Genomic DNA, 21,462 nt, shown 5'->3' on the forward strand with positions numbered 1-21,462 from the left:
CGCCAGCGAGGGGGATAGTTATCTCAAGAATGCTTCCTAGTATTCAGTACTACCTCGAATTAATCAAGCCCAAATCAATTAGCCAATCCACTGAGAATGTCCAGACAATAGACCAAAACAACCCAAAAATAAACATATAGAAAAAGACTTGCTTGCGAGGAGCACCCACAGTTGAAACCAAAAGAGAACCACCCACTGGAGATAGGATTAGAGGGGTAAGAAAGCAGGTGCCAATAATGCCATACTTCGTCCAAATTCTTACCATTCTGCGGCTTTGAGGCGAAAATTTACCTTTCTTTCTAATGAAAATAGGGAGCACATTCTTTTTTATTTTCTCTCCTAAAAAAGAAAATAAGACTACACTGGTCATTAGTCCAGCCATGGTGATAATGATAATTTCCAATGGACTCATGCCCACATTCGGCCCTAATAAAGGAGGGAGAATTGACTTGAGGCAAGCCAACAAATAAATGCCAAGGTAAGTAAGAACCTTCTCTAACATTACTTCAATAAGAAAAACACATAGACTAGATATGAGCCAATCAGGATAATTCCAGAAGGCGTTCCTAGTCTTTTACGGAAGACCATCAAAGGAAGGATAAGTATTGTAATACCGATCATCCAAGGGAAATCGGTATGGAGCATGTCCATGTTTACCGAAAGAGGCTTAATAATGCTTGTAATCCCTATAATGGAAAGCACATTGAAAATATTGGAACCCAATAAATTTCCTAATGCAAGATCGGTTTCTCCTTTTCGGGCCGCAATTACAGAAGTAAAAAGTTCGGGTAAGCTTGTGCCTAACGCCAATACAGTAAGCCCTATAACGCGCTGCGACACACCTAAATCCACAGCAATTTCTTCGGCACCACCAATAAACCAATCTGCACCAAAATAGAGGCAAACAATACCTAAACTCACCTGAAAAATATCTTTAACAATTCCCCATTTTTCTAGCTTGTCTGGCTCTTCCACATCAAGTTTGATTTGTTCTTTGCGTGTAGTGTACAGCAATGAACCTAAATAAATCACCAATAGAATCACTAGAATTGTGCCTTCTAAATTAGAAATCATGCCGTTGTAAGCGAAAATGTAGAGGAGCACTGATGAGCCTAATGTTACAGGCCAATCTCTTCTTGCGCTGTCTTTTTTTATGGGAATAAATCCAAAAAGAGCGGCTGTTCCTAGCACTAAAGCCAAATTGGAAATGTTGGAGCCGATTACATTGCCCAAAGCAAAATCAGGTGCACCTTTCAAGGCTGAATTCAAGCTGACAAGTAACTCTGGTGCCGAGGTACCAAAAGCAACTACGGTAAGGCCAACCACCAAGCTGCTCACGTTAAAACGCAAGGCCAATTTTGACGCTCCTTTTACAAGCACCTCACCACCAACAATTAGGGTAGCCAAACCCAAAACAAGAATTAGAATCGTACTCAATAGCATGAATTAAAGTTTTGACCCGAATGAAAGATCACCCGCATCGCCCAAACCGGGCACTATGTATGATTTATCGTTTAACTTTTCATCTACCGCCCATATCCATAACTCATGGTCGACCTCGATGTTCCTTTTTAGGTATTCAATGCCCTCTGGTGCGGCAATTACTGAAGCCAAATGAATACTGGCTGGTTTGCCGTTTTTAAGAATTTGATTAAGACTGGCTGCCAGCGATTTGCCAGTTGCCAACATTGGGTCTATTAAAATCAATGTTTTTCCCTCTAAGTTTGGCGCAGCTGAGTACTCCAACGCTACTTCAATATTTTCGGTTTCTTCTTTTCGCCATGCGCCAATAAAGCCAACTTCAGAATGGTCAAATACATCTAAGAAACCATTCATAAAGGGCACCGCAGCCCGTAAAATAGACACCAATACAATTGAGTCGCTAATGGTTTGTTCAGCAGTAATGGCCAGCGGGGTTTGAATTTTTTGTTTTTCAAAATGAAGTGTTTTCGAAATTTCATAGGCCATCAAAGTTCCCAGTCGCTGCAAATTTGTTCTGAAGCGCAACCGGTCGTTTTGCACCTCAACATTCCTGAGTTCGGCCAAATAAGTATTGGCAATGCTGTTTGATGTATTGAGTACTCTCATTCAATTTCAAATTCGCTGCAAATTTAATGGAAACATTCGCTCATTCAGACAATATCGGTTGAAAGGTGAATTTGCCTGACAATGCTAGGGTATCACAAAAGACCAACTTAATTTTGGCCAAATTCTCACTTATGGATTTCAAACTGCTTAAAACCCTTTGCCAAATTCATGCACCTTCTGGAAACGAAGTTGCCATGAAAGAGTTCATCTTAAATTACGTGGAGGTCAATGCTTCTAAATGGAAGACCAAACCTGAAGTGATTTTTGGAGATAAATTCCAAGACTGCGTCATGCTCAAATTCGGTACACCTCGAACTGCCATTTTTGCCCACATGGACAGCATTGGTTTTACAGTGCGCTATAACGATCAGTTAGTGGCCATTGGCGGCCCCAAAGCAGAAACTGGCTATAAGTTGGTGGGAGAAGATTCAATGGGACCCATTGAGTGCGAATTACTTGAAGACGATGGAAACCTTTATTACAAGTTTCCAAGAGGTATTGATCGAGGAACAGAGCTAGTTTTTAAGTGCGATTTTCGCGAAGATGATGAATACATTCAGTCTTGTTATATGGACAACCGTTTGGGGGTGTTCAATGCATTAAAAGTAGCTGAAACCTTAGAAAACGGAGTAATTGCTTTTGGTTGTTGGGAAGAACACGGAGGGGGAGCCGTGCCGTATTTGGCCAAACATATGTATGAACAATGGGGCGTAAGGCAAGCCTTAATTTCAGATATTACTTGGGTTACCGAAGGAGTTCCGCACGGGGAAGGCGTAGCCATTTCAATGCGCGACAGAAATATTCCGCGCAGAAGCTATATTCAAAAAATCATCAAAATTGCCGAGGAATCAGGCATTGACTTTCAACTTGAAGTAGAAGGCGCTGGCTCTAGTGATGGTCGAGAACTTCAACTTTCACCTTATCCGTTTGATTGGTGTTTTGTTGGCGCACCTGAAGATCATGTACACAGCCCCAATGAAAAAGTTCACAAGCACGACATCGCTTGCATGATTGCTTTGTACAAAGTGCTGATGGAGCGGTTGTAATTATTAACTTGCGCCAAAATTTATTACCTGTGAATACAATCAAAGTTCGAGAAAAGGAGTTTGAGGTTTACTTAGATGAAACCAAAATTCAACAGCGCATAGCGGAAATAGGCGAAGAGATAAATGAGGAGTACGCTAATAAAAATCCATTGTTTATTGGTATTTTGAATGGCTCATTTATGTTCGCCAGCGACTTGATGAAGGCCGTAAATGTACCTTCAGAAATAGCTTTCATCCGAATGGCGTCCTACAAAGGAATGGAAAGTAGTGGGGCTGTAAAACAAGTGCTCGGACTACAAGAAAACGTATTTGGAAGGCACCTTATTCTCATTGAAGACATTGTAGATTCAGGCCTCACTATGGAACAAGTAATTAAATTTTTTCAGGAAAGAGGACCGAAATCTATAAGAGTAGCTACACTGCTCTTAAAGCCCGAAAAGCTTGAAAAAGACCTGAAACTCGACTATGTAGGGTTTGAGATTCCTGAAAAATTTGTGGTAGGTTACGGCCTAGATTACAACGGCCATGGCCGAAATCTCAAAGATATTTATCAATTGAAGGAAGCCTAAAAATTTCCTTCACTATATTTGAACCCTCAAAATCTAATTCTGTAAATGGTTAATATAGTTTTATTCGGCCCTCCAGGAGCGGGGAAAGGTACACAAAGCGAAAACATCATTAAAAAGTACGGGCTGAAACACATTTCCACAGGAGATTTATTCAGAAAGCATTTAGGAGAAGGCACCGAATTGGGCAAAAAAGCACAAGGCTTTATGGACAACGGAAAACTTGTTCCAGACGAAGTAGTGATTGGAATGGTGGGTGAAACAGTGAAGGAATTTCAAACTGCTCCAGGTTTTATTTTCGATGGCTTCCCCAGAACTGTAGCCCAAGCAGAGGCTTTAGATGAACTTTTAGCTAAATATGATACTTCCATTTCTTGCATGGTGATGCTCGAAGTGCCGGTTGAAGAACTGAAAAAGCGTTTGTTAGAAAGAGGCAAAACCTCAGGCCGAGCAGACGATCAAAATGAAGAAAAAATTAACGTTAGAATTCAGGAGTACAATAACAAAACGGTTCCTGTTGCTGAGTTTTACGCCAAACAAAATAAAATCTGCAGGGTTAATGGAGTGGGTACTATCGACTCAATTTTCGCTCAGATAGAAAAGGCAATAGATGGGCATTACGCTTAATATTGCTTGAAAAAATTAGTAATTTGAAGATGGTCACTTTCGGGTTGATCATCTTTTTTATTTTCATAAAGCCCTTTTTAATCTACGGGTTAGGGGGCGTTCTTAATTCGAACAAAAGTTAAATACGTATTATGGCCAGTTCCAATTTTATCGATCACGTCCGACTTTATTGCCGATCGGGCAATGGAGGCGCAGGCGCTGTACACATGCGTAGAGAAAAACACGTACCCAAAGGTGGCCCCGATGGTGGTGATGGCGGTCGTGGTGGGCATATTATTCTTCGCGGAAGTTCAAACCTTTGGACATTGCTTCACCTTCGATATCAGAAACACGTTTTCGCTCAAAATGGCGAAGGTGGATCAGGACATGGCAGTACTGGAGCAGATGGGAAAGACATTATACTGGAAGTGCCTTTAGGTACCGTAGCACGCGATGCTGAAACCAATGAAATTGTTTGTGAAATTACCGAGCACAACGAAGAAATTATACTTGCCAAAGGCGGAAGAGGGGGCTTAGGAAATCAACATTTCAATACTTCTACCAATCAAACACCAAGGTATGCACAACCTGGAGAGCCTGGGATTGATACTATTTTCGTGCTCGAGCTTAAGCTTTTGGCCGATGTAGGCTTAGTAGGTTTTCCAAATGCGGGTAAATCAACTTTGCTTTCAGTGCTTTCGGCTGCCAAGCCAGAAATTGCGGATTACCCATTCACTACCCTTGTTCCTAATTTGGGCGTGGTGTCTTATCGCGACCACCGTTCTTTTGTAATGGCCGATATTCCTGGAATTATTGAAGGGGCTGCTGAAGGAAAAGGGTTGGGTTTAAGGTTTTTACGTCATATAGAGCGCAATTCATTGTTGCTATTTTTAGTGCCTGCCGATGCCGATGATGTAGCCAAAGAATATGAAATCCTTTTAGGGGAACTCACAAAATACAATCCTGAACTGTTAGATAAAGAGCGAATTCTAGCAATTTCTAAAACCGATATGTTAGATGAGCAAATGATTGAAGAGATGAAGGAAATGTTGCCTAAAACACTGCCTACATTATTTATTTCATCAGTGGCTAATATTGGGCTGCAAGAACTGAAAGACTTACTTTGGTCAAAACTGAATCCCGCTAAACCTTAGCTGGGGAACTGCCATTTACCTTCTTTCTTTTTACATCTTATGTCAGAATGACACAAAACTACGCTTGGCAATATAATTGTAGCCGAGCGTCTGTTTTTAAGGAGGTAAAATGGCGAGAATTAAGAAAATGTTTTCGGCATTTTTAAAAACTGATAGAGAATCGATGAAGAAGAAAAACAAAGCGCAAGAGAACGAGGAAGTGGTAAAGGATAATCTTACTGCTGAAGAGATAGAAGCTAATGAGGCTGCTGAAGCGCAGAACGAAGAAATAGAAGAACCTGTTGAGTTAACTGCTGAAGAAAAGTTGACCATTGAGGTAGCAGAAGCAAAAGACAAATACCTAAGGTTGTATTCTGAGTTCGAGAACTTCAGAAGAAGAAACGCTAAAGAAAGAATAGATTTGATTAAAACAGCCTCGCAAGACTTAATGGCTGATTTAATCCCTACCATAGATGATTTTGAAAGAGCTCAACAAGCCAATCAAAAGCAAGAAGATGTAGAAGTGGTGAAAGAAGGCTTTGATTTAATTCATAAAAAGCTTTTGAAAACACTTGAGGCAAAGGGACTTAAATTAATGAATACGGAAAAAGGAACGGCTTTCGATGCAGACTTGCACGAGGCGGTTACGCAGTTTCCGGTTGAAGAAGAAGAGTTAAAAGGTAAGATTATAGATACCGTTGAAAAGGGCTATTTCTTAGGTGAAAAAGTAGTTCGTTTCGCAAAGGTGGTGATAGGAGCATAAGATGGCAAAAAGAGACTACTACGACATATTAGGGGTTAGTAAAACAGCAACAGACGATGAGCTAAAAAAGGCTTATCGTAAAATGGCTATTAAATACCACCCTGATAAAAACCCAGACGATCCTCAAGCAGAAGATAAGTTCAAAGAAGCTGCCGAAGCTTATGAAGTATTGAGCAACGCAGACAAGCGTGCACAATACGACCGTTTCGGACATGATGGCATGCGTGCTGGTGCAGGCGGTCATGGTGGCGGAATGAACATGGATGACATCTTCTCGCAATTCGGAGACATCTTTGGAGGTGGAGGCGGTAGTCCGTTCGAAAGCTTTTTTGGAGGCGGGGGCGGAGGCCGAAGTCGTCAACGAAAAGGATCGAATTTGCGCATAAAGCTTAAGCTTACATTAAATGAAATTGCCGAGGGCGTAGAGAAGAAAATAAAAGTTAACCGTTTGGTGAATGCCAGCGGAGTTACTTTCAAAACCTGTTCTACCTGCGGTGGCTCTGGCCAGCAAAAGAAAGTGGTCAATACTATGTTGGGGCAAATGGTTTCGGCCAGTACTTGTTCTACTTGCCACGGTAGCGGTAAAGTAATTGACCAACGTCCTCCAGGGGTCGATAGCACTGGTTTGGAAATGAAGGAAGAAATTATTCCTATTAAAATACCAGCAGGTGTAGCCGAAGGAATGCAGCTTTCAATGTCGGGTAAAGGTAACATGGCGCCAGGTGGCGGCATTGCTGGCGACTTATTGATTGTAATCGAAGAAAAAGAGCATGAAGAACTAAAAAGAGACGGCAATAATGTGTTGTACGATCTCTATATCAGCTTTACAGAAGCAGCCTTGGGTACGAGTATAGAAGTGCCAACCATTGATGGTAAAGTGCGCATTAAGATTGATCCTGGAACCCAAAGCGGAAAGATTCTTCGCTTAAGAGGAAAAGGAATTAAAGACCTTAATGGCTATGGAAAAGGAGATCAGCTGATTCATTTAAATGTTTGGACCCCGAAAAAATTAACATCGGAAGAGCGTGCAATGCTTGAGAAGTTGAGTACTTCAGACAACATGAGACCTAAACCAGAAAAGGGTGAAAAAGGCTTTTTTGAAAAGGTGAAAGAGTTTTTCTAGACAGATTTAAAATTCAAGATTATATTTGAGGAGTCGGTGTAAACCAACTCCTTTTTTATTTGTGTCGAATATCAGTAATATTTTTGTTTTGCAACCCTATTTCCTACAACTCGTATTCAAGTCCATGTATAGGGTAATATTGCTGGCAATTGTAAGTATTGGAATTGCAGACATGGTTGTGTGGGGACAAACAAAAACCCATTTTGCAGTGCAGGAAGATGCTTCCTGTGAAAAAATCAATTTTTATCTCAAAGCCAGTTCTGGCACTTGTGAAATTCGAACAAGAAATGGCGACACACCCATTAGTATTATGGGCTTGTGTGAAGAAGAGTATGTAACTCCTGAATTTGGTCAACAGATGGAAGGAAACGTACTCAATGCTTGGTTAAACTTGAACGACAGCGGAAAAGAAGGCTTCACTAGCAAACTGACAAAGATTTTTGGAAGAAAATCCACAGATACAAAAAACTACTGGAACATTTATCTGTCTCATTTTAAGCCTTATAATCTCGACCTGAACTACGGAGTAGGCAAAGCGTATATCGACTTGTCGAATATTGCAGTGGAGAATATGAAAATTACTTCGGGCAATGCGCATGTTAAAGTAGGCTACCATTCTAAAATGGAAAACTTAATTGAAATGGACACCTTTATGGTGAACGTGGATTTAGGTGATGTGGAAATTGACAGGTTGAATATGGCAAGGGCCAAAACGGTTATTGCCGAAGTAGGCTTTGGTACTCTGACCATGAATTTTGGAGAAAGTCCTGAGCTAGCGAGTGAAATTTGGGCGCGTGTTGGCGCTGGAAGCCTCACTATTAATCTTCCCTTAGAAGAAATACCCATGATGATCCGCATTAAAGATACGTCCTTCAGGAAGCTAAAAATGCCTAGCAACTTTGTGTCTATTGGCGATAACGTTTATGTGAACCCTTCCTACAAAGAGGATTCTCCAAACCTACTCACATTCAATATAGACCTTTCTATGGGCAACGTGATTTTTGCCAAAAACTAAAAGGCCGGAGTCTAAAAAATCCACAAATCGACAACATCTTCCGCTCAGCAGGTTCTTGACTATATTTAGGATTTCAATTTTAATCTTGTGTTACTTTTAAAGGTGCTTAGTACCGATTAACTTTAAAGTATTAACAAAACCACAAAACCTTGAATATACTCGAAGCCAATCACATTTCGAAAAGCTATGCCGAGCATAGAGCTTTGAACGATGTGAGCATAAGCATTCCCAAGCAGTCTATTTTTGGCCTATTAGGGCCAAACGGGGCAGGGAAAACCACACTCATCAGAATCATCAACCAAATCATCATGGCCGATGAAGGCGAAGTACTCATAAATGGGGAAAAGCTAAATCCACGTCATGTAGAAATTATTGGTTATTTGCCCGAAGAGCGAGGTCTGTATAAGAAAATGAAAGTAGGCGAACAGCTTATGTATTTGGCACAGCTGAAAGGCATGTCGAAGTCTGAGGCTAAAGCCAAAATCAAAAAATGGCTTGAAAAACTTAGTCTAACCGAGTGGGCGGGTCAGAAAGTAGAAGACCTTTCAAAAGGGATGGCGCAGAAAATTCAGTTTATCGCTACGGTAATCCACGAACCACAGTTGCTTATTCTAGATGAGCCGTTCTCTGGTTTCGATCCAGTAAACGCCAATTTGATTAAAGACGAAATTCTTGAATTGAGAGATAAAGGGGCAACCATTATTTTTTCTACCCACAGAATGGAATCTGTAGAGCAGCTTTGTGAGCACATTGCCATGATCAATAAGTCGGAGAAAATTTTGGATGGTACTAAAAAGGAAATCAAGAATTCTTTCCGATCAGATAAATACAAAGTAGAGTACAAGGGAGATTTCTCTGGTTTAGGTGCCGAATATGAATTGCTGGACACCAAGCATTTGGAAGACGGTTATTATGAAGCGATTATTCAATCGAAAAACGGGCATAACCCGAATCACCTTCTCAGTCAGTTAATTGCTAAAACCGAAGTGCATTCGTTTGTAGAAGTCATTCCTTCAGTGAATGATATATTTATTTCAATTGTGGAAGGAGGGAACAAAAGATGAAACAGATATTTTTAGTACTCAAAAGAGAATATTCTACCAGGGTAAAGAAGAAGTCATTTTTACTGGCCACCATTCTTATTCCCCTGATTTTCCCAGCTGTTATTTTCGGGATTGTTTATTTAGGAACAAGTGATGGTGACTCTTCAAAAGAGGTGTATGTGCTCGATGAAAGCGGTTATTTCCAAGATTCATTCAGCAACGCTGGTTATACCTATACTTACCTGACGAGCAATTTAGAAGATGCAAAAGCCAAACTTCAAGAAGATGATGTCTACGGGTTAATTCATATTCCAGAAATTGACCTTGACGATGCTTCTAAAACGCGTTATAGTGATTTTTCTTTTTACTCTGAAACCAATCCTGGTAATCAGGCCATGAAAAATTTCGAGTCTGAAATTAAGAGAGAACTTGAAGCGGTAAAGCTGGATAGATCGGGTTTAGACCCAGCAGTGATTAATTCACTCAAAGTAAGTGTTAGTTTGAATTCTTTCAACTTGTCTGAGTCTGGAGAAGCCAAAGAGAGCAATACAAACCTGAGTTCAGCAGTAGGTTATGTTTTCGGCTTTTTGATTTACATGTTCATTTTCATTTATGGTAGCCAGATTATGCAGTCTGTACTTGATGAGAAAACCAGTAGAATCGTTGAGGTAATTGTATCTTCTGTGCGTCCTTTCCAACTGATGATGGGGAAAGTATTGGGCGTTGGAGCTGTCGGTGTTACCCAACTTCTTATCTGGATTGTATTGATGTTTACTCTTTTCTCCGTGGGGATTACTGCGCTTGGAGGCGGAATGGAAACCATGGCTGGTCAGATGCCTGCTGAGGTGGATATGACTCAAAATCAAGAAATTGCGGCCAATATTCAGGGAATGCTCGATACCATTCCTGTGGCGCAAATTGTAGTTTCATTCTTGTTTTACTTCTTAGGGGCTTATTTTCTATATGGAGCGCTTTACGCTGCCATCGGCTCTGCGGTAGATAGTATCCAAGATGCTCAGCAGTTTATGTTGCCTATTATGTTGCCTATCATTGTAGGAATTGTGTCATTGACATTTGTACTGCAAGATCCACATAGCCCAATGGCGGTTACCCTGTCCATGATTCCATTTACATCGCCCATTGTAATGATGGCCCGATTGCCATTTGGAGTACCAACATGGCAGCTATTGCTTTCTATGGTGCTTTTGGTATTAGGCTTTATTGGCACCATATGGATGGCCGGAAGAATCTATCGCGTAGGGATATTAATGTACGGAGCAAAAGTGAATTGGAAGACCATCGCCAAGTGGTTTACCATGAAAGTATAACTGAAAAACCTATAACAATACTAGAGGCCGTCTCCGTAGAAACTGAGGCGGCCTTTTTGTTTTCTCTTAAGGCTATTTGGGAATAACCCTCCAAAAGCTAATGATCCTATAAACTCAGGAGTTAGGGTTTAAGGAAAAGGATTTTTGGGATTCTCAATAGAAAGCTAGTGCGAGGCGGCTAATGAAACAAAAAAGCAACCCATGAGCTGCCTTTTTTGTGCGTTCTAAACTATGACCAATTAGTTGTCGAGCATATTTTTTGAGAATTTACGACCGTTAATGTCGGTGTATTTAGAGTCGATGTCCCAGCGAACATATAAATCGCTGATGTCGAAATCGCCTCTTACTTTGGTGTATTTAATGTCCAATGATCTTTCAAAACGAGCCGAAGAAAGGTTAACCCCATCTCTGAATTTTGTGTATTTGAAAATGGCATTTTCATCAAAGCTGGTGTTAGAAAAATCTGCTAGTCTAGAAAATTCAGCATATTTAAAAGTGGATTCATCTTTGAAAGTAGAACCTGCAAATGAAGCTTCACGCTCAAATTCTGAATACTTGAACATGGCGTCACGTTCAAATTTGCAGTTTTTGAAAACTACATTTTCTTCAAAATCAGCTGTAAAAGTATATTCCGATCTGTCATCGTGAAAGTAAGCGATTACATCATTTTCGAAAACTACATTTTCGAAAGTGATTTTACTTTTGATCAATTCGTTAACGGTGTTGTCTCCGCCATTTCTCCACCAACTTCTTCTGCGGGGTAAATCGGGTGCTTTTTCATCCATGTAAGTAAAATCCAGCGTTCCAGAAACTGTCACATTAGAATACTTAATGTCTTCCCCGTTTTTCATCGCTTTCATAATATCCGAAGCCTTCACCGTAGATTGTGCTTGGGTACTAACTGAAAATAATGAGATCAGAAGAAATGTGAAAAAGGTGAGTTTGAGTGTGATTTGTTGTGTTTTCATGTTGTTTTAAGTTTTGACCTTTTAGTATAGACTGATAAACCAAGAATAGGTTACAGTACCTGTAACAGATGACCAAAAGAAGTGAAAGGTTGCATGGGTTAAATGCTAAGTTCATTTTATCAAAATGCTTAGATTTGAGATAGGGTTATTTGACACTACTACCAGTATGATCTAATTAGTCACGTTAATCCAACGGACTCTTACGGTCTTGCCTTAATGGCCAGACACTCAGAGTGACGGTTCATTTTAAACAAAAAAGCCACTCATTTGAGCGGCTTTCCTATTATTGGTCTGAGTAAATCAGATTTATCTTCTGCTGTAGTTAGGCGCTTCGCGGGTAATCATAATATCATGCGGATGGCTTTCGCTCATACCTGCATTGGTGATTTTTACGAATTGTGCTTTTTGCAAATCTTCAATAGTACCAGCGCCACAGTAGCCCATTCCTGCTTTCAAACCACCTGTTAATTGGTAAAGCATTTCCTGAACTGTGCCTTTATAAGGTACACGGCCTACAATTCCTTCTGGTACTAATTTCTTAATGTCATCTTCGGCATCTTGGAAATAACGGTCTTTCGATCCATCTTCCATGGCCTCTACAGAACCCATACCTCGGTACGATTTGAATTTTCTTCCTTCGTAAAGAATTACTTCACCTGGAGCTTCTTCAGTTCCTGCAAGCAACGAACCAATCATAATGGTACTAGCCCCACCAGCAATGGCTTTTACCAAGTCGCCAGAGTAACGGATACCGCCATCAGCAATAACCGGAACACCTGAACCTTGAATGGCTTTAGCCGACTCATATACAGCCGAGAGCTGTGGCATACCCACTCCAGCAATTACTCGCGTGGTGCAAATACTGCCTGGGCCAACACCTACTTTAATGGCGTCCGCACCAGCATCTACCAAAGCTTTGGCAGCAGCAGCAGTAGCAATGTTTCCTACGATTAGTTCTAAATCAGGGTAAGAAGCTTTAACACGTTTCGCCATATCAATCACTCCTTTAGAATGACCATGTGCGGTGTCAATAGAAATTACATCCACCCCAGCATTTCTCAATGCATCAATTCTTTCGATAATATCTGGAGTAACTCCAACAGCAGCGCCTACTCTTAAACGACCGTATTCATCTTTACACGCGTTAGGTCTGTCTCTGTTTTTCAGAATATCTTTATAGGTAATGAGGCCGCTTAGTTTGCCGTGTTCATCAATAATCGGAAGTTTTTCGATTTTATATTCTTGAAGAATGCCCTCGGCCTCATCTAAACCAATTCCCATTTTCGCGGTAATCAAGTTCTCGATGGTCATGATTTCGCGCACCGGCTTGGTCATGTCTTTGATAAAGCGCATGTCGCGGTTAGTGATAATTCCGACCAAGTTTTGGTCTTTATCAACTACAGGAATACCGCCAATTTTATTCTCGCGCATGATTTTGTCCGCGTCCCTTGCAGTGCTTTCTACATTCAGGGTAATTGGGTCTAAAATCATTCCGCTTTGCGAACGTTTTACTTTTCGCACTTGCTGGGCTTGTTCATCGGCCTTCATGTTTTTATGAATAAAACCTAAGCCACCTTCCAGCGCCATTGCAATGGCCAATTCGTATTCAGTAACGGTATCCATAGCGGCCGAAACCAATGGAATATTCAACTGAATGTTTCTGGTAAGTAAGGTTTTTGTGTTGGTATCTCTGGGTAAAATATCAGAGTAAGCGGGTAGAAGCAGGACATCATCGTAGGTCAGTGCTTCAAAAAGGAATTTGTTTGTGTCGAGAGCCATGGCAAATAAAAACAGGGTTTATTTGCCGGACAAAATTACGGAGATTGACGGATTAAAAAAACTATGGACTCAATATAATTTTCTTTCCGCTTTCATGCCTTTCTAAAGTCTTTACACCTGCTTTAAAGACTGGATTAAACGACCAAAATCTTCTTTGCTATTATAAACATGAGGCGACACTCTAATAGAATTTCCGCGTACCGAAACAAAAACTTTGTCGGCAGCTAAGCGGTTTTTCACTACTTCTAAATCAAGGCCTTTTGGCAATCTGATTCCGAAAAGGTGTTCGCTCCGATATTCTGCGGACTCAATTTGAAAACCCATTTTCACCAACTCTTGCTGTGCTTCTTGGGCAATCGACTTACAGTAAGACTGAATGTTTTCTGGCCCCCAAGTATTTACTTGGCGAAGTGCTTCAGTAAGCATTGGGGTAAGAATAAAGTTGGCACTTTCACCTACTTCGTAGCGGATGGCTCCCGGTTGATATTCATCCTGATAGTTCACCAACTTGGCAAAGTTCTGACTGTCCAAACGGTTCATCCAATTGTTTTCAATGGGTGTTCCGTTTTGAAAATATTCGCCAAAATAGGCCATGCCAGTAGCGTAAGGCCCCATCAGCCATTTGTAACCAGAAGCGACTACAGCATCGGGCTTAAATTCTTGCACATCAAAAGGCAAAGCGCCAATGGATTGCGTACCATCAATCACCAAAAGTGCACCAACTTCTCTTGTGCGTTCTCTAATTTTTTTCAGGTCGAATTTAGTGCCGTCTGCCCAATGGATATGACCAATGGCGACCATTTTGGTTTTGCTGTCTATGGCTTCTAGAATGCGTTCGTTCCAAAGTTTGCCACGGTTTTCAGCAGTTTCCGGAGCTTTTACAATACGCATTGTCACGCCTTTTTCTTTCTCCAGTTCCTTCCAAGCATACACATTGCTAGGAAACTGCCCTTCGGGAATGATGATGTTATCGCCTTTTTCTACCTGAAGGTTTTTGGCCACATTGGCCATGCCGTAAGAGGCGGAGGGCGTAATGACACAAAGGTTTTCATTTTTTACGTTGATCAGTTTGGCAAATTCTGTCCTTAGCAGTTCGCTATTTTTAAAAAAGTCTTCTGGCTTAATTGTGGTCGGATCCTCCTTTCCGTACACTGCCCTAACGCCTACTTCGCCCACCGATTTAAGCATAGGCGACATGTACCCGCAGTTGAGGTAAGTAATGTCCTGTGGTAAATTAAACAGGTGGCTTTGGTTTTGAAGCATGGCTATTTTAAAATGCGTACCAACTCCTCTTCAAAAGAACCTTCTGGCTCTTCAATTACACGTGTAACCTCCTCTCCATTCAGATAAAAAATGATTGTGGGTGTATTCTTAATATCGAAGCCTTTTTCCTTTCCTTTCAAACTGGTTTTATCTACATCTAGCGCATAGAGCTCAAGTTGGTCTGCAATTCCCATATCGTCCATAATACGCATTAAACGAGGTATTTCACGGTTACTATCATGGCACCAAGTACCCATAAAAGCGAGCACTTTTAGGTTTTTAATGTTCTTTTTCTTGGCATCCTTAAGTAAGTCAGTATTAACCCTATAGGTCTTGTAATTACTATTGAACCATAGCTTATAGGGCATCTGTTTTAGTCCTTCTTTGGTAATAGGGCCGTTCAAAATTTTATCTACATGAGTCGACACACTCTCCGTTTCAACATTGTATTCGGTCTCTTGCCCGTTCATTACCAAAGGGAATGCAACAAGAATAACCACTAACATAATAATTGCTTTCATGATCTCCATTCTGTTTAAAATCAACAAACGAAATATACCACAAAATTATATCTTTGGCGACATGCAGCTTAACGACATCTGGCAAGACATCATTTCATATGCGCAAGGAATAAGCGTATGGGAGCTGTCAGGGTTAATTTTCGGAATTCTAGCAGTACTCTTTTTAATTAAAGAAAGTGTGTGGACGTGGCCTGCGGGTGTGGCTTATGTTCTTGTTTCCTTTTTCGTTTTTTGGGAAGCACGATTATATGGCGACTTCATTCTGCACATCTTTTTCCTAGTGTTAAATATTTATGGGTGGTATTATTGGACCAAGGGAAAAAAGGGAGATCAACCCAATGTACTTATAAGTCATACCAGTGCTAAACGAGGTGTTTTTCTTATTGCCATCACCTTTGTTGGGATTTTTTTATTCGCACAATTCTTAATCAATATTCCCAATTATTTTGAAGGGATGGAACCTGCAGCACTTCCTTACTGGGATAGCACTACTTCAATTTTGAGTGTAACAGGAATGTGGCTAACGGCCAGAAAAAAAATTGACAACTGGTATTATTGGTTTGCGGTAGACGTGCTCGCTACTTGTATCTACTTTTATAAAGAACTTTATTTTTATTCGTTTTTATACTTTTTATACATCGGTATGGCCATTGCAGGTTATTTGGCTTGGAAGAAAACCATGATGAATCAATCTTACAATTAAACATGATTAAAGTAGCAGTTATTGGTCCAGAGAGTACGGGAAAAACTACTTTAACAAAAGAATTGGCCAAGCAATACAATACTGTTTGGGTGCCCGAATATGCTAGAGATTATTTAAATCAACTCGATAGGCCTTATGTTCAGTCTGACCTTTTGGAAATTGCGAAAGGCCAAATCGAGAGCCAAAAGAAAATGCGCAAACAAGCCCGCGAATTACTTTTTTGTGATACCGATTTACATGTGATTAAGGTATGGAGCGAACACAAATATGGTGTTTGCGACCCATGGATATTGAATCAACTTCAGCTACAGTATTACGATTTGTACATAATTACCGATTTTGATATTCCTTATGAAGAAGATCCTCTTCGCGAACATCCAGAAATGAGATCTTACTTTTTTGATATTTATCGCAACTTGATGAAAGACAACGACAAAGCTTTCATTATAGCGCAAGGTGATTTAAAAGCGCGTATTGAGCAAGCCAAGAAAGCCATTGGTGCCTTGCTATAATTAAAAACTGTTCTACCTTTGTCGCGAATTAAGGGGTGCCCCATAACAACGGGCTGAGATTATACCCATTGAACCTGATGCAGGTAATGCTGCCGAAGGGAGGTATGGTAAACATTTGAAAAGGGAGCGCTTCCCCTGGCGCTTCGTTTGTGAACCATTTAAAATTACAAAATGCAAAAATTAATTTTGACGTTGGCTTTAATGCTGACAGCAACAGGTGTGTTTGCGCAACACTCTCTGAAAGGTACAGTTGTAGACGAAGCAACTGGAGCACCGATTTTTGGTGCCAATCTTATGATTGAATCAATTCAAAAAGGTACTTCTACAAATGAAGAAGGCGAATTTGAGTTGAACAATATTCCTCCTGGCACTTACAATGTTAAGGTAAGCATGGTGAGTTACATTACCTTGAACAAAACAATTGAGGTAACTAACAATCAAACGGTTGATTTTAAATTGAAATCGGATTTAACCAGACTAGAATCAGTTGTGGTAACTGGTACTAGGGCCAGCGAAAAGACGGCCACTACTTTTTCTGAAGTTTCGAAGGAAGAAATCGAGCAGCAGAATTTAGGGCAAGATTTACCTTTTTTACTGAACTGGACGCCTTCGGTAGTAGTAACTTCTGATGCGGGTGCAGGTGTAGGCTATACTGGTATTCGAATTCGTGGTAGCGATGGCGCTAGAATTAACGTGACCATCAACGGTATTCCGGTAAACGATTCAGAATCACAGGGTACTTTTTGGGTAAATATGCCTGATTTGGCCACTTCAACCGACAATGTGCAGGTGCAACGTGGTGTAGGAACATCAACCAATGGTGCAGGCGCTTTTGGCGGTTCTATTAACATTGCCACTAACAATTTGAGCCAAGATGCGGAAGCCAGTATCAATACTTCAATAGGCTCATTCAACACTCAAAAATATAACGCAGTGTTCAAAACAGGTTTGTTGGAAAACAATTTTGCTTTCGAAGGTAGGTTGTCTAATATTTCGTCTGACGGTTATATAGACAGGGCCTCTTCAGACCTGAGTTCTTACTTCCTTTCTGGCGGCTATTACGGCAAAAAATCAATTCTGAAATTGATCACTTTTGCGGGTAAAGAGCGCACCTACCAAAGCTGGTACGGAACACCAGAAGCAAAAATTAAGAATGATGCTGCAGGTATAGATGCAGTTATTGCCAACAATGGTTTTTCAGCACAGCAAGCCGCTAACCTTCGTAATTCTGGTAGAACTTATAATTTCTATGAGTACCAAAATCAAGTAGATGATTACAAGCAAGCACATTACCAAGCCCATTTTTCGCATCAGATTAATGAGCCATTGAGCTTTAACACCTCACTTCACTACACCAAGGGTGCTGGTTTTTTTGAGGAATACAAAGACGATGAAGATTTTGCAGACTATGGTTTGAATAATGTAACGGTAGGTGCAACTACCATAGAATCGACAGATTTGATCAGAAGACGTTGGTTGGACAATGACTTTTACGGAGTGACTTACGGCTTGAACTACGAAACCGAAAACCTACAAGCGAATTTTGGCGGTGCCTACAATGAGTATAAAGGTGATCATTTTGGTGAAATCATTTGGGCCGAATATGCGAGCACCAGCCGCATTGGAGACAGGTATTATGAAAGCACTTCAGAAAAATTCGACTTCAATAATTTTGTGAAGGTGAACTACCAAGCCAACGATAAGATTAACCTTTATGGCGACTTGCAGGTGAGAACAGTAAACTATGCCAGCCGAGGCAACGATAACGATTTAAAGGCCTTCGATTTCGATAACCAATATTCGTTCTTCAACCCTAAATTTGGTTTGACTTACCAATTGAGCACAAGTGCAAACGCCTACATTTCTTATGCTCGTGCGAATAAAGAGCCAAATCGTTCAGACATTATTGATGCACCAACTGGAGCCGAGCCTAAAGCGGAACAATTGAACAACCTTGAGGTGGGCTATAGACTGAACAAATCAAAATTTGCTTTTGAAGCGAATTACTATTTGATGGACTACAAAGATCAATTGGTATTGACTGGCGAGGTAAATGATGTGGGATCGAACATTAGAACCAATGTAGCCAACAGTTACCGAATGGGGATTGAGCTTCAGGCTGGAGTCGAGTTGACCAGAGGTTTAGAGCTGAACGCTAACCTTACGCTAAGCGAAAATAAAATCAAGAATTTTGAAGAAGTACTTTACGATTACGGAGCAGCTTTTGACGAATACAACGAAGTAAGAAACAATTACACTGATACCGACATCTCATTTTCACCAAGTGTGATTGCAGGTGGTCAGCTGAGTTATATGCCTACTTCTGGTCTTTCGTTGAGTCTGCTTTCTAAATATGTGGGCGATCAGTATTTAGACAATACTTCGAATGAAAATCGTCAAATCGATGCATTCTTCATCAATGATTTTAGAGTGAATTACAGCATTAAGCCAAGTTTCGTAAAAGAGCTTACGCTGAATTTATTGGTCAACAATATTTTCAATGTGGAATACGAATCGAACGGATACACCTTTGGCTATTTTGGTGGTGCTAATTATGAGGTAAGGGAAAATTACCTTTATCCACAAGCAGGTACTAACTTCTTGTTATCCTTAGGGCTGAAGTTTTAAAGATAGATTTTTTAGTATTTCGAAAAGCCTTCGGCATTTATTTGCTGAGGGTTTTTTGCTATTATACTCAACTAATTTTATGGTTTTAATGGCCAAATTTAACCGTCATCCTGAGCTTGTCTCAGGATCCGTCTCTCAAAGGCCACTAAAGTAAAGAGCGGACAGAGACCTTCTTTATAATCGTCACAGGTTCGGAGAACCTGCGACAGGGATTAGGACTACACTTCTTTATCAAAATTCTCTCACCAATCGTTTTTGATTCCTTAAAAATGCTGCAATTTTGAACAGCGTATTTAACCAAGGAAACCAGCCGCATGTCATCACACCACATTGTTAGAGACGAACAAGAACCCGCTTTACTCATTGACGATCCAAAAGCTTTAACAATTGAAGATGTAGATCAGCTATTGGAGTGGAGCCCCACGGTTATTGTTACTGAGAAAGCGCTTAGCGAAGTGCTAAAATGGGGAATTAAAATTGATGTGGTGGTGGCCAACATCGCCAACCTGCAAACACTGAAACCACGGCTTGCCGAGCAATCTCCCGTACAGTTATTAGGCTTTGAAGATGATGATTTACTGGCCTGTGCTTATATCTTTCTGCTCGATCATAAATACCCTGCGGTAAATGTAATGGCTGATATTTACCAATCTACAGTGCTCGATACAGTAAGAGAATTCTCAAAACAGATTGACAGTATTGTATTTGCCATTCACCAAAAGTGGACTTACGTTTCGAGTGGACATTTTGAAAAATGGGTGATGGTAAGCCATCATTTCGGAATTCACCCCGTAGCGCAAAACACCTTTTTTACTTCCGAAGGATTTTATAGTGATTACGAGAATGAAATGCTTTTAGAACCGATTGAGCTTACTGCTGAAATCACAGGTAAAATAAAACTTAAAACCAACGAAAAGCCCCTTTGGATAGTAGAATCCGTAACCACCGACAGCTATAAATAGAAGCTTGATGAATTGCCTAACCCTCCAAAAGTTAAGATGATTGGTTCTTTAAGGCTCAATGATTCCATTAAGGCATAATTAAGAACTTTTGGAGGGTTGAGCTTGATTTAACTGTTATGAAGTATTATCTGTAGCGCTTTATTATTTAGCTCAGGTTATGAACAAACCGCTCCAAAAGGTTTGTGCTTATTTCATGAGGAGGAAAGTATATTAACCCTTCAGCGAATAACTTTTTGAGGGTTCTTTCAAATAGAAACAGCCGACTGTTGCCGGCTGAATCTTGTGAAGTGTAGTAAAACTAGAACTACAAAAGTGATTTTGGTATTTCGATTTTATACTTACTCGAAACAAATTCATTGTCTTTCAAAGCGGGCTTCCAGCCATAAACTCTAGACACACTTTGAATATTGTCATTCAATTGGCGTAGAAGACGGTATACCTTGACTTGAGTTTCTTCATCGCCTTTTACTTTGCTAAGCAGCTCTACCCGAGTAACATGCCCTTGATTATTCACTACAAATTCGAACTCAATGGTTTTTGGTAGATTATTAATATCTAATCCTTTTTCTCGTACCGTTTGTAGTGTGACATTGTTTAAAAATTGGTTAAGACCGCCAATAGGTTCAGCTACTTTATCTACCTGTCTTGGAGAAAACACATCACTCCTCTCATATTTCCTTTCGTAATTGCTTTTTCCGTAAGAATGAATTGATAGATATTTATGTTGAAGAAAATCTTTCTCACTGATGATTTTAAGATCTACCGACTTGGAGTTATTAGCTTTATTAGGGTCACCTATTTTTCTTTTTTTTAACCATGCGACTGTCAACTCATAGAACTCCATAAGTTCATCGGTACTTAATTCTACTACAAATTCGATTTCGGTACCTACAATACCTTTTGGCTTTAAGAGCGATGTATAGTATGAGTCTTTACTGTCATCGAGCTCAATCCAAAACGTTCGGTCTTTCTCTTCTTCAGTCAAATAATAGGTTTGTTTAATTTTATCTACCTTTTCTTGATACTTATTTGTTAGAATAGATGGGATGCTAATTCTTCCGTAGCTAGTAAGCTTCAGGTCATCCTGTTGAAGTAGACTCTTCTCAAAAATTGGAATTAAGCTGTAATCCCTTCTTTTATGGATAGCCACTCCAAGATTCGTGTCATATGGAGTATTATTTGCTTTCTTTTTCTGCCCATAACTCACCGTTTGGCTGGCGATAACCAGCGCCAATACGGCAAAGGAAATGAGTGAAGCATAGCTGCTTCGTTTAGATGTTTTTTTGAGTTTCATAACTTTAAGTCGTTTAGAAAGTGAAGAAATCAATGCGAAGGAGTGCCCAAGCGTAACTGAACTGGTTCTTAAACTCAGGGCCAATAAAATTTCAGTATATCGTCCAAAATTGGTGGACTTT

21 protein-coding genes and 1 riboswitch are annotated in these 21,462 nt (G+C 40.3%); of the genes, 13 read left to right on the top strand and 8 right to left on the bottom strand.

Annotation, left to right across the window (positions count from 1 at the left end; translation table 11 throughout):
* Nucleotides 1-49: 49 nt before the first annotated feature.
* The 3 genes from AWW67_RS09895 to upp are packed head-to-tail and all read right to left on the bottom strand — an operon-like array spanning nucleotide 50 to nucleotide 2,088.
* A complete protein-coding gene (locus AWW67_RS09895; protein WP_062301488.1) occupies nucleotides 50-502 on the bottom strand; it encodes a hypothetical protein in 453 nt (150 codons plus the stop codon).
* Entirely contained in the window at nucleotides 502-1,443 is a 942-nt protein-coding gene (locus AWW67_RS09900) for a calcium/sodium antiporter (protein WP_062301490.1), read from the bottom strand. The genes AWW67_RS09895 and AWW67_RS09900 overlap by 1 nt, the downstream gene beginning before the upstream one ends.
* Nucleotides 1,444-1,446: 3 nt before the next feature.
* Nucleotides 1,447-2,088, bottom strand: a complete 642-nt coding sequence (gene upp, locus AWW67_RS09905) for a uracil phosphoribosyltransferase (RefSeq protein WP_062301491.1) — start codon at nucleotides 2,086-2,088, stop codon at nucleotides 1,447-1,449.
* Nucleotides 2,089-2,219: 131 nt separating this feature from the next.
* On the opposite strand from upp, the gene AWW67_RS09910 reads away from it, so the two are divergent.
* The 9 genes from AWW67_RS09910 to AWW67_RS09950 all read left to right on the top strand — a co-directional run bounded on the left by AWW67_RS09910 (nucleotide 2,220) and on the right by AWW67_RS09950 (nucleotide 10,711).
* The gene (locus tag AWW67_RS09910) at nucleotides 2,220-3,134 is read left to right on the top strand and encodes a M20/M25/M40 family metallo-hydrolase (RefSeq protein WP_062301553.1); all 915 of its coding nucleotides are present in this window, start codon (nucleotides 2,220-2,222) and stop codon (nucleotides 3,132-3,134) included.
* A gap of 29 nt (nucleotides 3,135-3,163) precedes the next feature.
* A complete protein-coding gene (hpt, locus tag AWW67_RS09915) occupies nucleotides 3,164-3,703 on the top strand; it encodes a hypoxanthine phosphoribosyltransferase (protein WP_062301555.1) in 540 nt (179 codons plus the stop codon).
* A 45-nt stretch (nucleotides 3,704-3,748) separates the two neighbouring features.
* The gene (locus AWW67_RS09920; protein WP_053223994.1) at nucleotides 3,749-4,327 is read left to right on the top strand and encodes an adenylate kinase; all 579 of its coding nucleotides are present in this window, start codon (nucleotides 3,749-3,751) and stop codon (nucleotides 4,325-4,327) included.
* A gap of 131 nt (nucleotides 4,328-4,458) precedes the next feature.
* Complete coding sequence (gene obgE / locus AWW67_RS09925) at nucleotides 4,459-5,460, top strand: GTPase ObgE (RefSeq protein WP_062301493.1); 1,002 nt, start codon at nucleotides 4,459-4,461, stop codon at nucleotides 5,458-5,460.
* 109 nt (nucleotides 5,461-5,569) lie between these two features.
* Nucleotides 5,570-6,202 (top strand): nucleotide exchange factor GrpE, encoded by a 633-nt coding sequence (locus AWW67_RS09930; RefSeq protein WP_260311402.1) that lies wholly within the window; start codon nucleotides 5,570-5,572, stop codon nucleotides 6,200-6,202.
* A 1-nt stretch (nucleotide 6,203) separates the two neighbouring features.
* Nucleotides 6,204-7,325: a molecular chaperone DnaJ gene (dnaJ, locus tag AWW67_RS09935; RefSeq protein ID WP_062301494.1), complete on the top strand. Its 1,122-nt coding sequence runs from the start codon at nucleotides 6,204-6,206 to the stop codon at nucleotides 7,323-7,325.
* 124 nt (nucleotides 7,326-7,449) lie between these two features.
* A complete protein-coding gene (locus AWW67_RS09940; RefSeq protein WP_053223997.1) occupies nucleotides 7,450-8,340 on the top strand; it encodes a toast rack family protein in 891 nt (296 codons plus the stop codon).
* A gap of 149 nt (nucleotides 8,341-8,489) precedes the next feature.
* Nucleotides 8,490-9,404 carry an ABC transporter ATP-binding protein gene (locus tag AWW67_RS09945; protein WP_062301496.1) on the top strand — a complete coding sequence of 305 codons (915 nt, stop codon included), beginning with the start codon at nucleotides 8,490-8,492 and terminating at the stop codon, nucleotides 9,402-9,404.
* Nucleotides 9,401-10,711: an ABC transporter permease gene (locus AWW67_RS09950; protein WP_062301498.1), complete on the top strand. Its 1,311-nt coding sequence runs from the start codon at nucleotides 9,401-9,403 to the stop codon at nucleotides 10,709-10,711. The genes AWW67_RS09945 and AWW67_RS09950 overlap by 4 nt, the downstream gene beginning before the upstream one ends.
* 239 nt (nucleotides 10,712-10,950) lie before the next feature.
* Here the strand turns inward: AWW67_RS09950 and AWW67_RS09955 are convergent, their stop codons facing one another.
* The 4 genes from AWW67_RS09955 to AWW67_RS09970 form a co-directional block, all read right to left on the bottom strand.
* A complete protein-coding gene (locus AWW67_RS09955; protein ID WP_062301499.1) occupies nucleotides 10,951-11,679 on the bottom strand; it encodes a pentapeptide repeat-containing protein in 729 nt (242 codons plus the stop codon).
* 306 nt (nucleotides 11,680-11,985) lie between these two features.
* Nucleotides 11,986-13,458: an IMP dehydrogenase gene (gene guaB, locus AWW67_RS09960; RefSeq protein WP_053222152.1), complete on the bottom strand. Its 1,473-nt coding sequence runs from the start codon at nucleotides 13,456-13,458 to the stop codon at nucleotides 11,986-11,988.
* Between the two features lie 111 nt (nucleotides 13,459-13,569).
* On the bottom strand, nucleotides 13,570-14,721 hold the full coding sequence (locus tag AWW67_RS09965) for an aminotransferase class V-fold PLP-dependent enzyme (protein ID WP_062301501.1): 1,152 nt from the start codon (nucleotides 14,719-14,721) through the stop codon (nucleotides 13,570-13,572).
* A 2-nt stretch (nucleotides 14,722-14,723) separates the two neighbouring features.
* On the bottom strand, nucleotides 14,724-15,242 hold the full coding sequence (locus AWW67_RS09970; RefSeq protein ID WP_176700029.1) for a thioredoxin family protein: 519 nt from the start codon (nucleotides 15,240-15,242) through the stop codon (nucleotides 14,724-14,726).
* Here AWW67_RS09970 and pnuC point away from each other — a divergent pair.
* From pnuC to AWW67_RS09990, 4 genes are all read left to right on the top strand, one after another.
* Complete coding sequence (gene pnuC / locus AWW67_RS09975) at nucleotides 15,241-15,945, top strand: nicotinamide riboside transporter PnuC (RefSeq protein WP_082794010.1); 705 nt, start codon at nucleotides 15,241-15,243, stop codon at nucleotides 15,943-15,945. The genes AWW67_RS09970 and pnuC overlap by 2 nt on opposite strands.
* Before the next feature lie 2 nt (nucleotides 15,946-15,947).
* Nucleotides 15,948-16,457, top strand: a complete 510-nt coding sequence (locus tag AWW67_RS09980) for an AAA family ATPase (protein WP_053222424.1) — start codon at nucleotides 15,948-15,950, stop codon at nucleotides 16,455-16,457.
* A 21-nt stretch (nucleotides 16,458-16,478) separates the two neighbouring features.
* Nucleotides 16,479-16,575: riboswitch (TPP riboswitch) on the top strand.
* Between the two features lie 53 nt (nucleotides 16,576-16,628).
* The gene (locus AWW67_RS09985) at nucleotides 16,629-19,085 is read left to right on the top strand and encodes a TonB-dependent receptor (protein WP_062301505.1); all 2,457 of its coding nucleotides are present in this window, start codon (nucleotides 16,629-16,631) and stop codon (nucleotides 19,083-19,085) included.
* Nucleotides 19,086-19,399: 314 nt separating this feature from the next.
* Nucleotides 19,400-20,047 (top strand): hypothetical protein, encoded by a 648-nt coding sequence (locus tag AWW67_RS09990; RefSeq protein WP_062301506.1) that lies wholly within the window; start codon nucleotides 19,400-19,402, stop codon nucleotides 20,045-20,047.
* A 304-nt stretch (nucleotides 20,048-20,351) separates the two neighbouring features.
* Here the strand turns inward: AWW67_RS09990 and AWW67_RS09995 are convergent.
* Nucleotides 20,352-21,462, bottom strand: a 1,111-nt coding sequence (locus AWW67_RS09995; RefSeq protein ID WP_221405256.1) for a hypothetical protein, incomplete at its 5' end; no start/stop codon positions are given.

Source organism: Roseivirga seohaensis (assembly GCF_001592945.1).
Taxonomy (GTDB): Bacteria; Bacteroidota; Bacteroidia; order Cytophagales; family Cyclobacteriaceae; genus Roseivirga; species Roseivirga seohaensis.

What these genes read in the sequence shown, in the direction of transcription:
- AWW67_RS09895 (WP_062301488.1), bottom strand. Translation starts at nt 502, where the DNA reads ATGTTAGAGAAGGTTCTTACTTACCTTGGCATTTATTTGTTGGCTTGC.
- AWW67_RS09900 (WP_062301490.1), bottom strand. Translation starts at nt 1,443, where the DNA reads ATGCTATTGAGTACGATTCTAATTCTTGTTTTGGGTTTGGCTACCCTA.
- upp (WP_062301491.1), bottom strand. Translation starts at nt 2,088, where the DNA reads ATGAGAGTACTCAATACATCAAACAGCATTGCCAATACTTATTTGGCC.
- AWW67_RS09910 (WP_062301553.1), top strand. Translation starts at nt 2,220, where the DNA reads ATGGATTTCAAACTGCTTAAAACCCTTTGCCAAATTCATGCACCTTCT.
- AWW67_RS09920 (WP_053223994.1), top strand. Translation starts at nt 3,749, where the DNA reads ATGGTTAATATAGTTTTATTCGGCCCTCCAGGAGCGGGGAAAGGTACA.
- obgE (WP_062301493.1), top strand. Translation starts at nt 4,459, where the DNA reads ATGGCCAGTTCCAATTTTATCGATCACGTCCGACTTTATTGCCGATCG.
- AWW67_RS09930 (WP_260311402.1), top strand. Translation starts at nt 5,570, where the DNA reads ATGGCGAGAATTAAGAAAATGTTTTCGGCATTTTTAAAAACTGATAGA.
- dnaJ (WP_062301494.1), top strand. Translation starts at nt 6,204, where the DNA reads ATGGCAAAAAGAGACTACTACGACATATTAGGGGTTAGTAAAACAGCA.
- AWW67_RS09940 (WP_053223997.1), top strand. Translation starts at nt 7,450, where the DNA reads ATGTATAGGGTAATATTGCTGGCAATTGTAAGTATTGGAATTGCAGAC.
- AWW67_RS09950 (WP_062301498.1), top strand. Translation starts at nt 9,401, where the DNA reads ATGAAACAGATATTTTTAGTACTCAAAAGAGAATATTCTACCAGGGTA.
- AWW67_RS09955 (WP_062301499.1), bottom strand. Translation starts at nt 11,679, where the DNA reads ATGAAAACACAACAAATCACACTCAAACTCACCTTTTTCACATTTCTT.
- guaB (WP_053222152.1), bottom strand. Translation starts at nt 13,458, where the DNA reads ATGGCTCTCGACACAAACAAATTCCTTTTTGAAGCACTGACCTACGAT.
- AWW67_RS09965 (WP_062301501.1), bottom strand. Translation starts at nt 14,721, where the DNA reads ATGCTTCAAAACCAAAGCCACCTGTTTAATTTACCACAGGACATTACT.
- pnuC (WP_082794010.1), top strand. Translation starts at nt 15,241, where the DNA reads ATGATCTCCATTCTGTTTAAAATCAACAAACGAAATATACCACAAAAT.
- AWW67_RS09970 (WP_176700029.1), bottom strand. Translation starts at nt 15,242, where the DNA reads ATGAAAGCAATTATTATGTTAGTGGTTATTCTTGTTGCATTCCCTTTG.
- AWW67_RS09980 (WP_053222424.1), top strand. Translation starts at nt 15,948, where the DNA reads ATGATTAAAGTAGCAGTTATTGGTCCAGAGAGTACGGGAAAAACTACT.
- AWW67_RS09985 (WP_062301505.1), top strand. Translation starts at nt 16,629, where the DNA reads ATGCAAAAATTAATTTTGACGTTGGCTTTAATGCTGACAGCAACAGGT.
- AWW67_RS09990 (WP_062301506.1), top strand. Translation starts at nt 19,400, where the DNA reads ATGTCATCACACCACATTGTTAGAGACGAACAAGAACCCGCTTTACTC.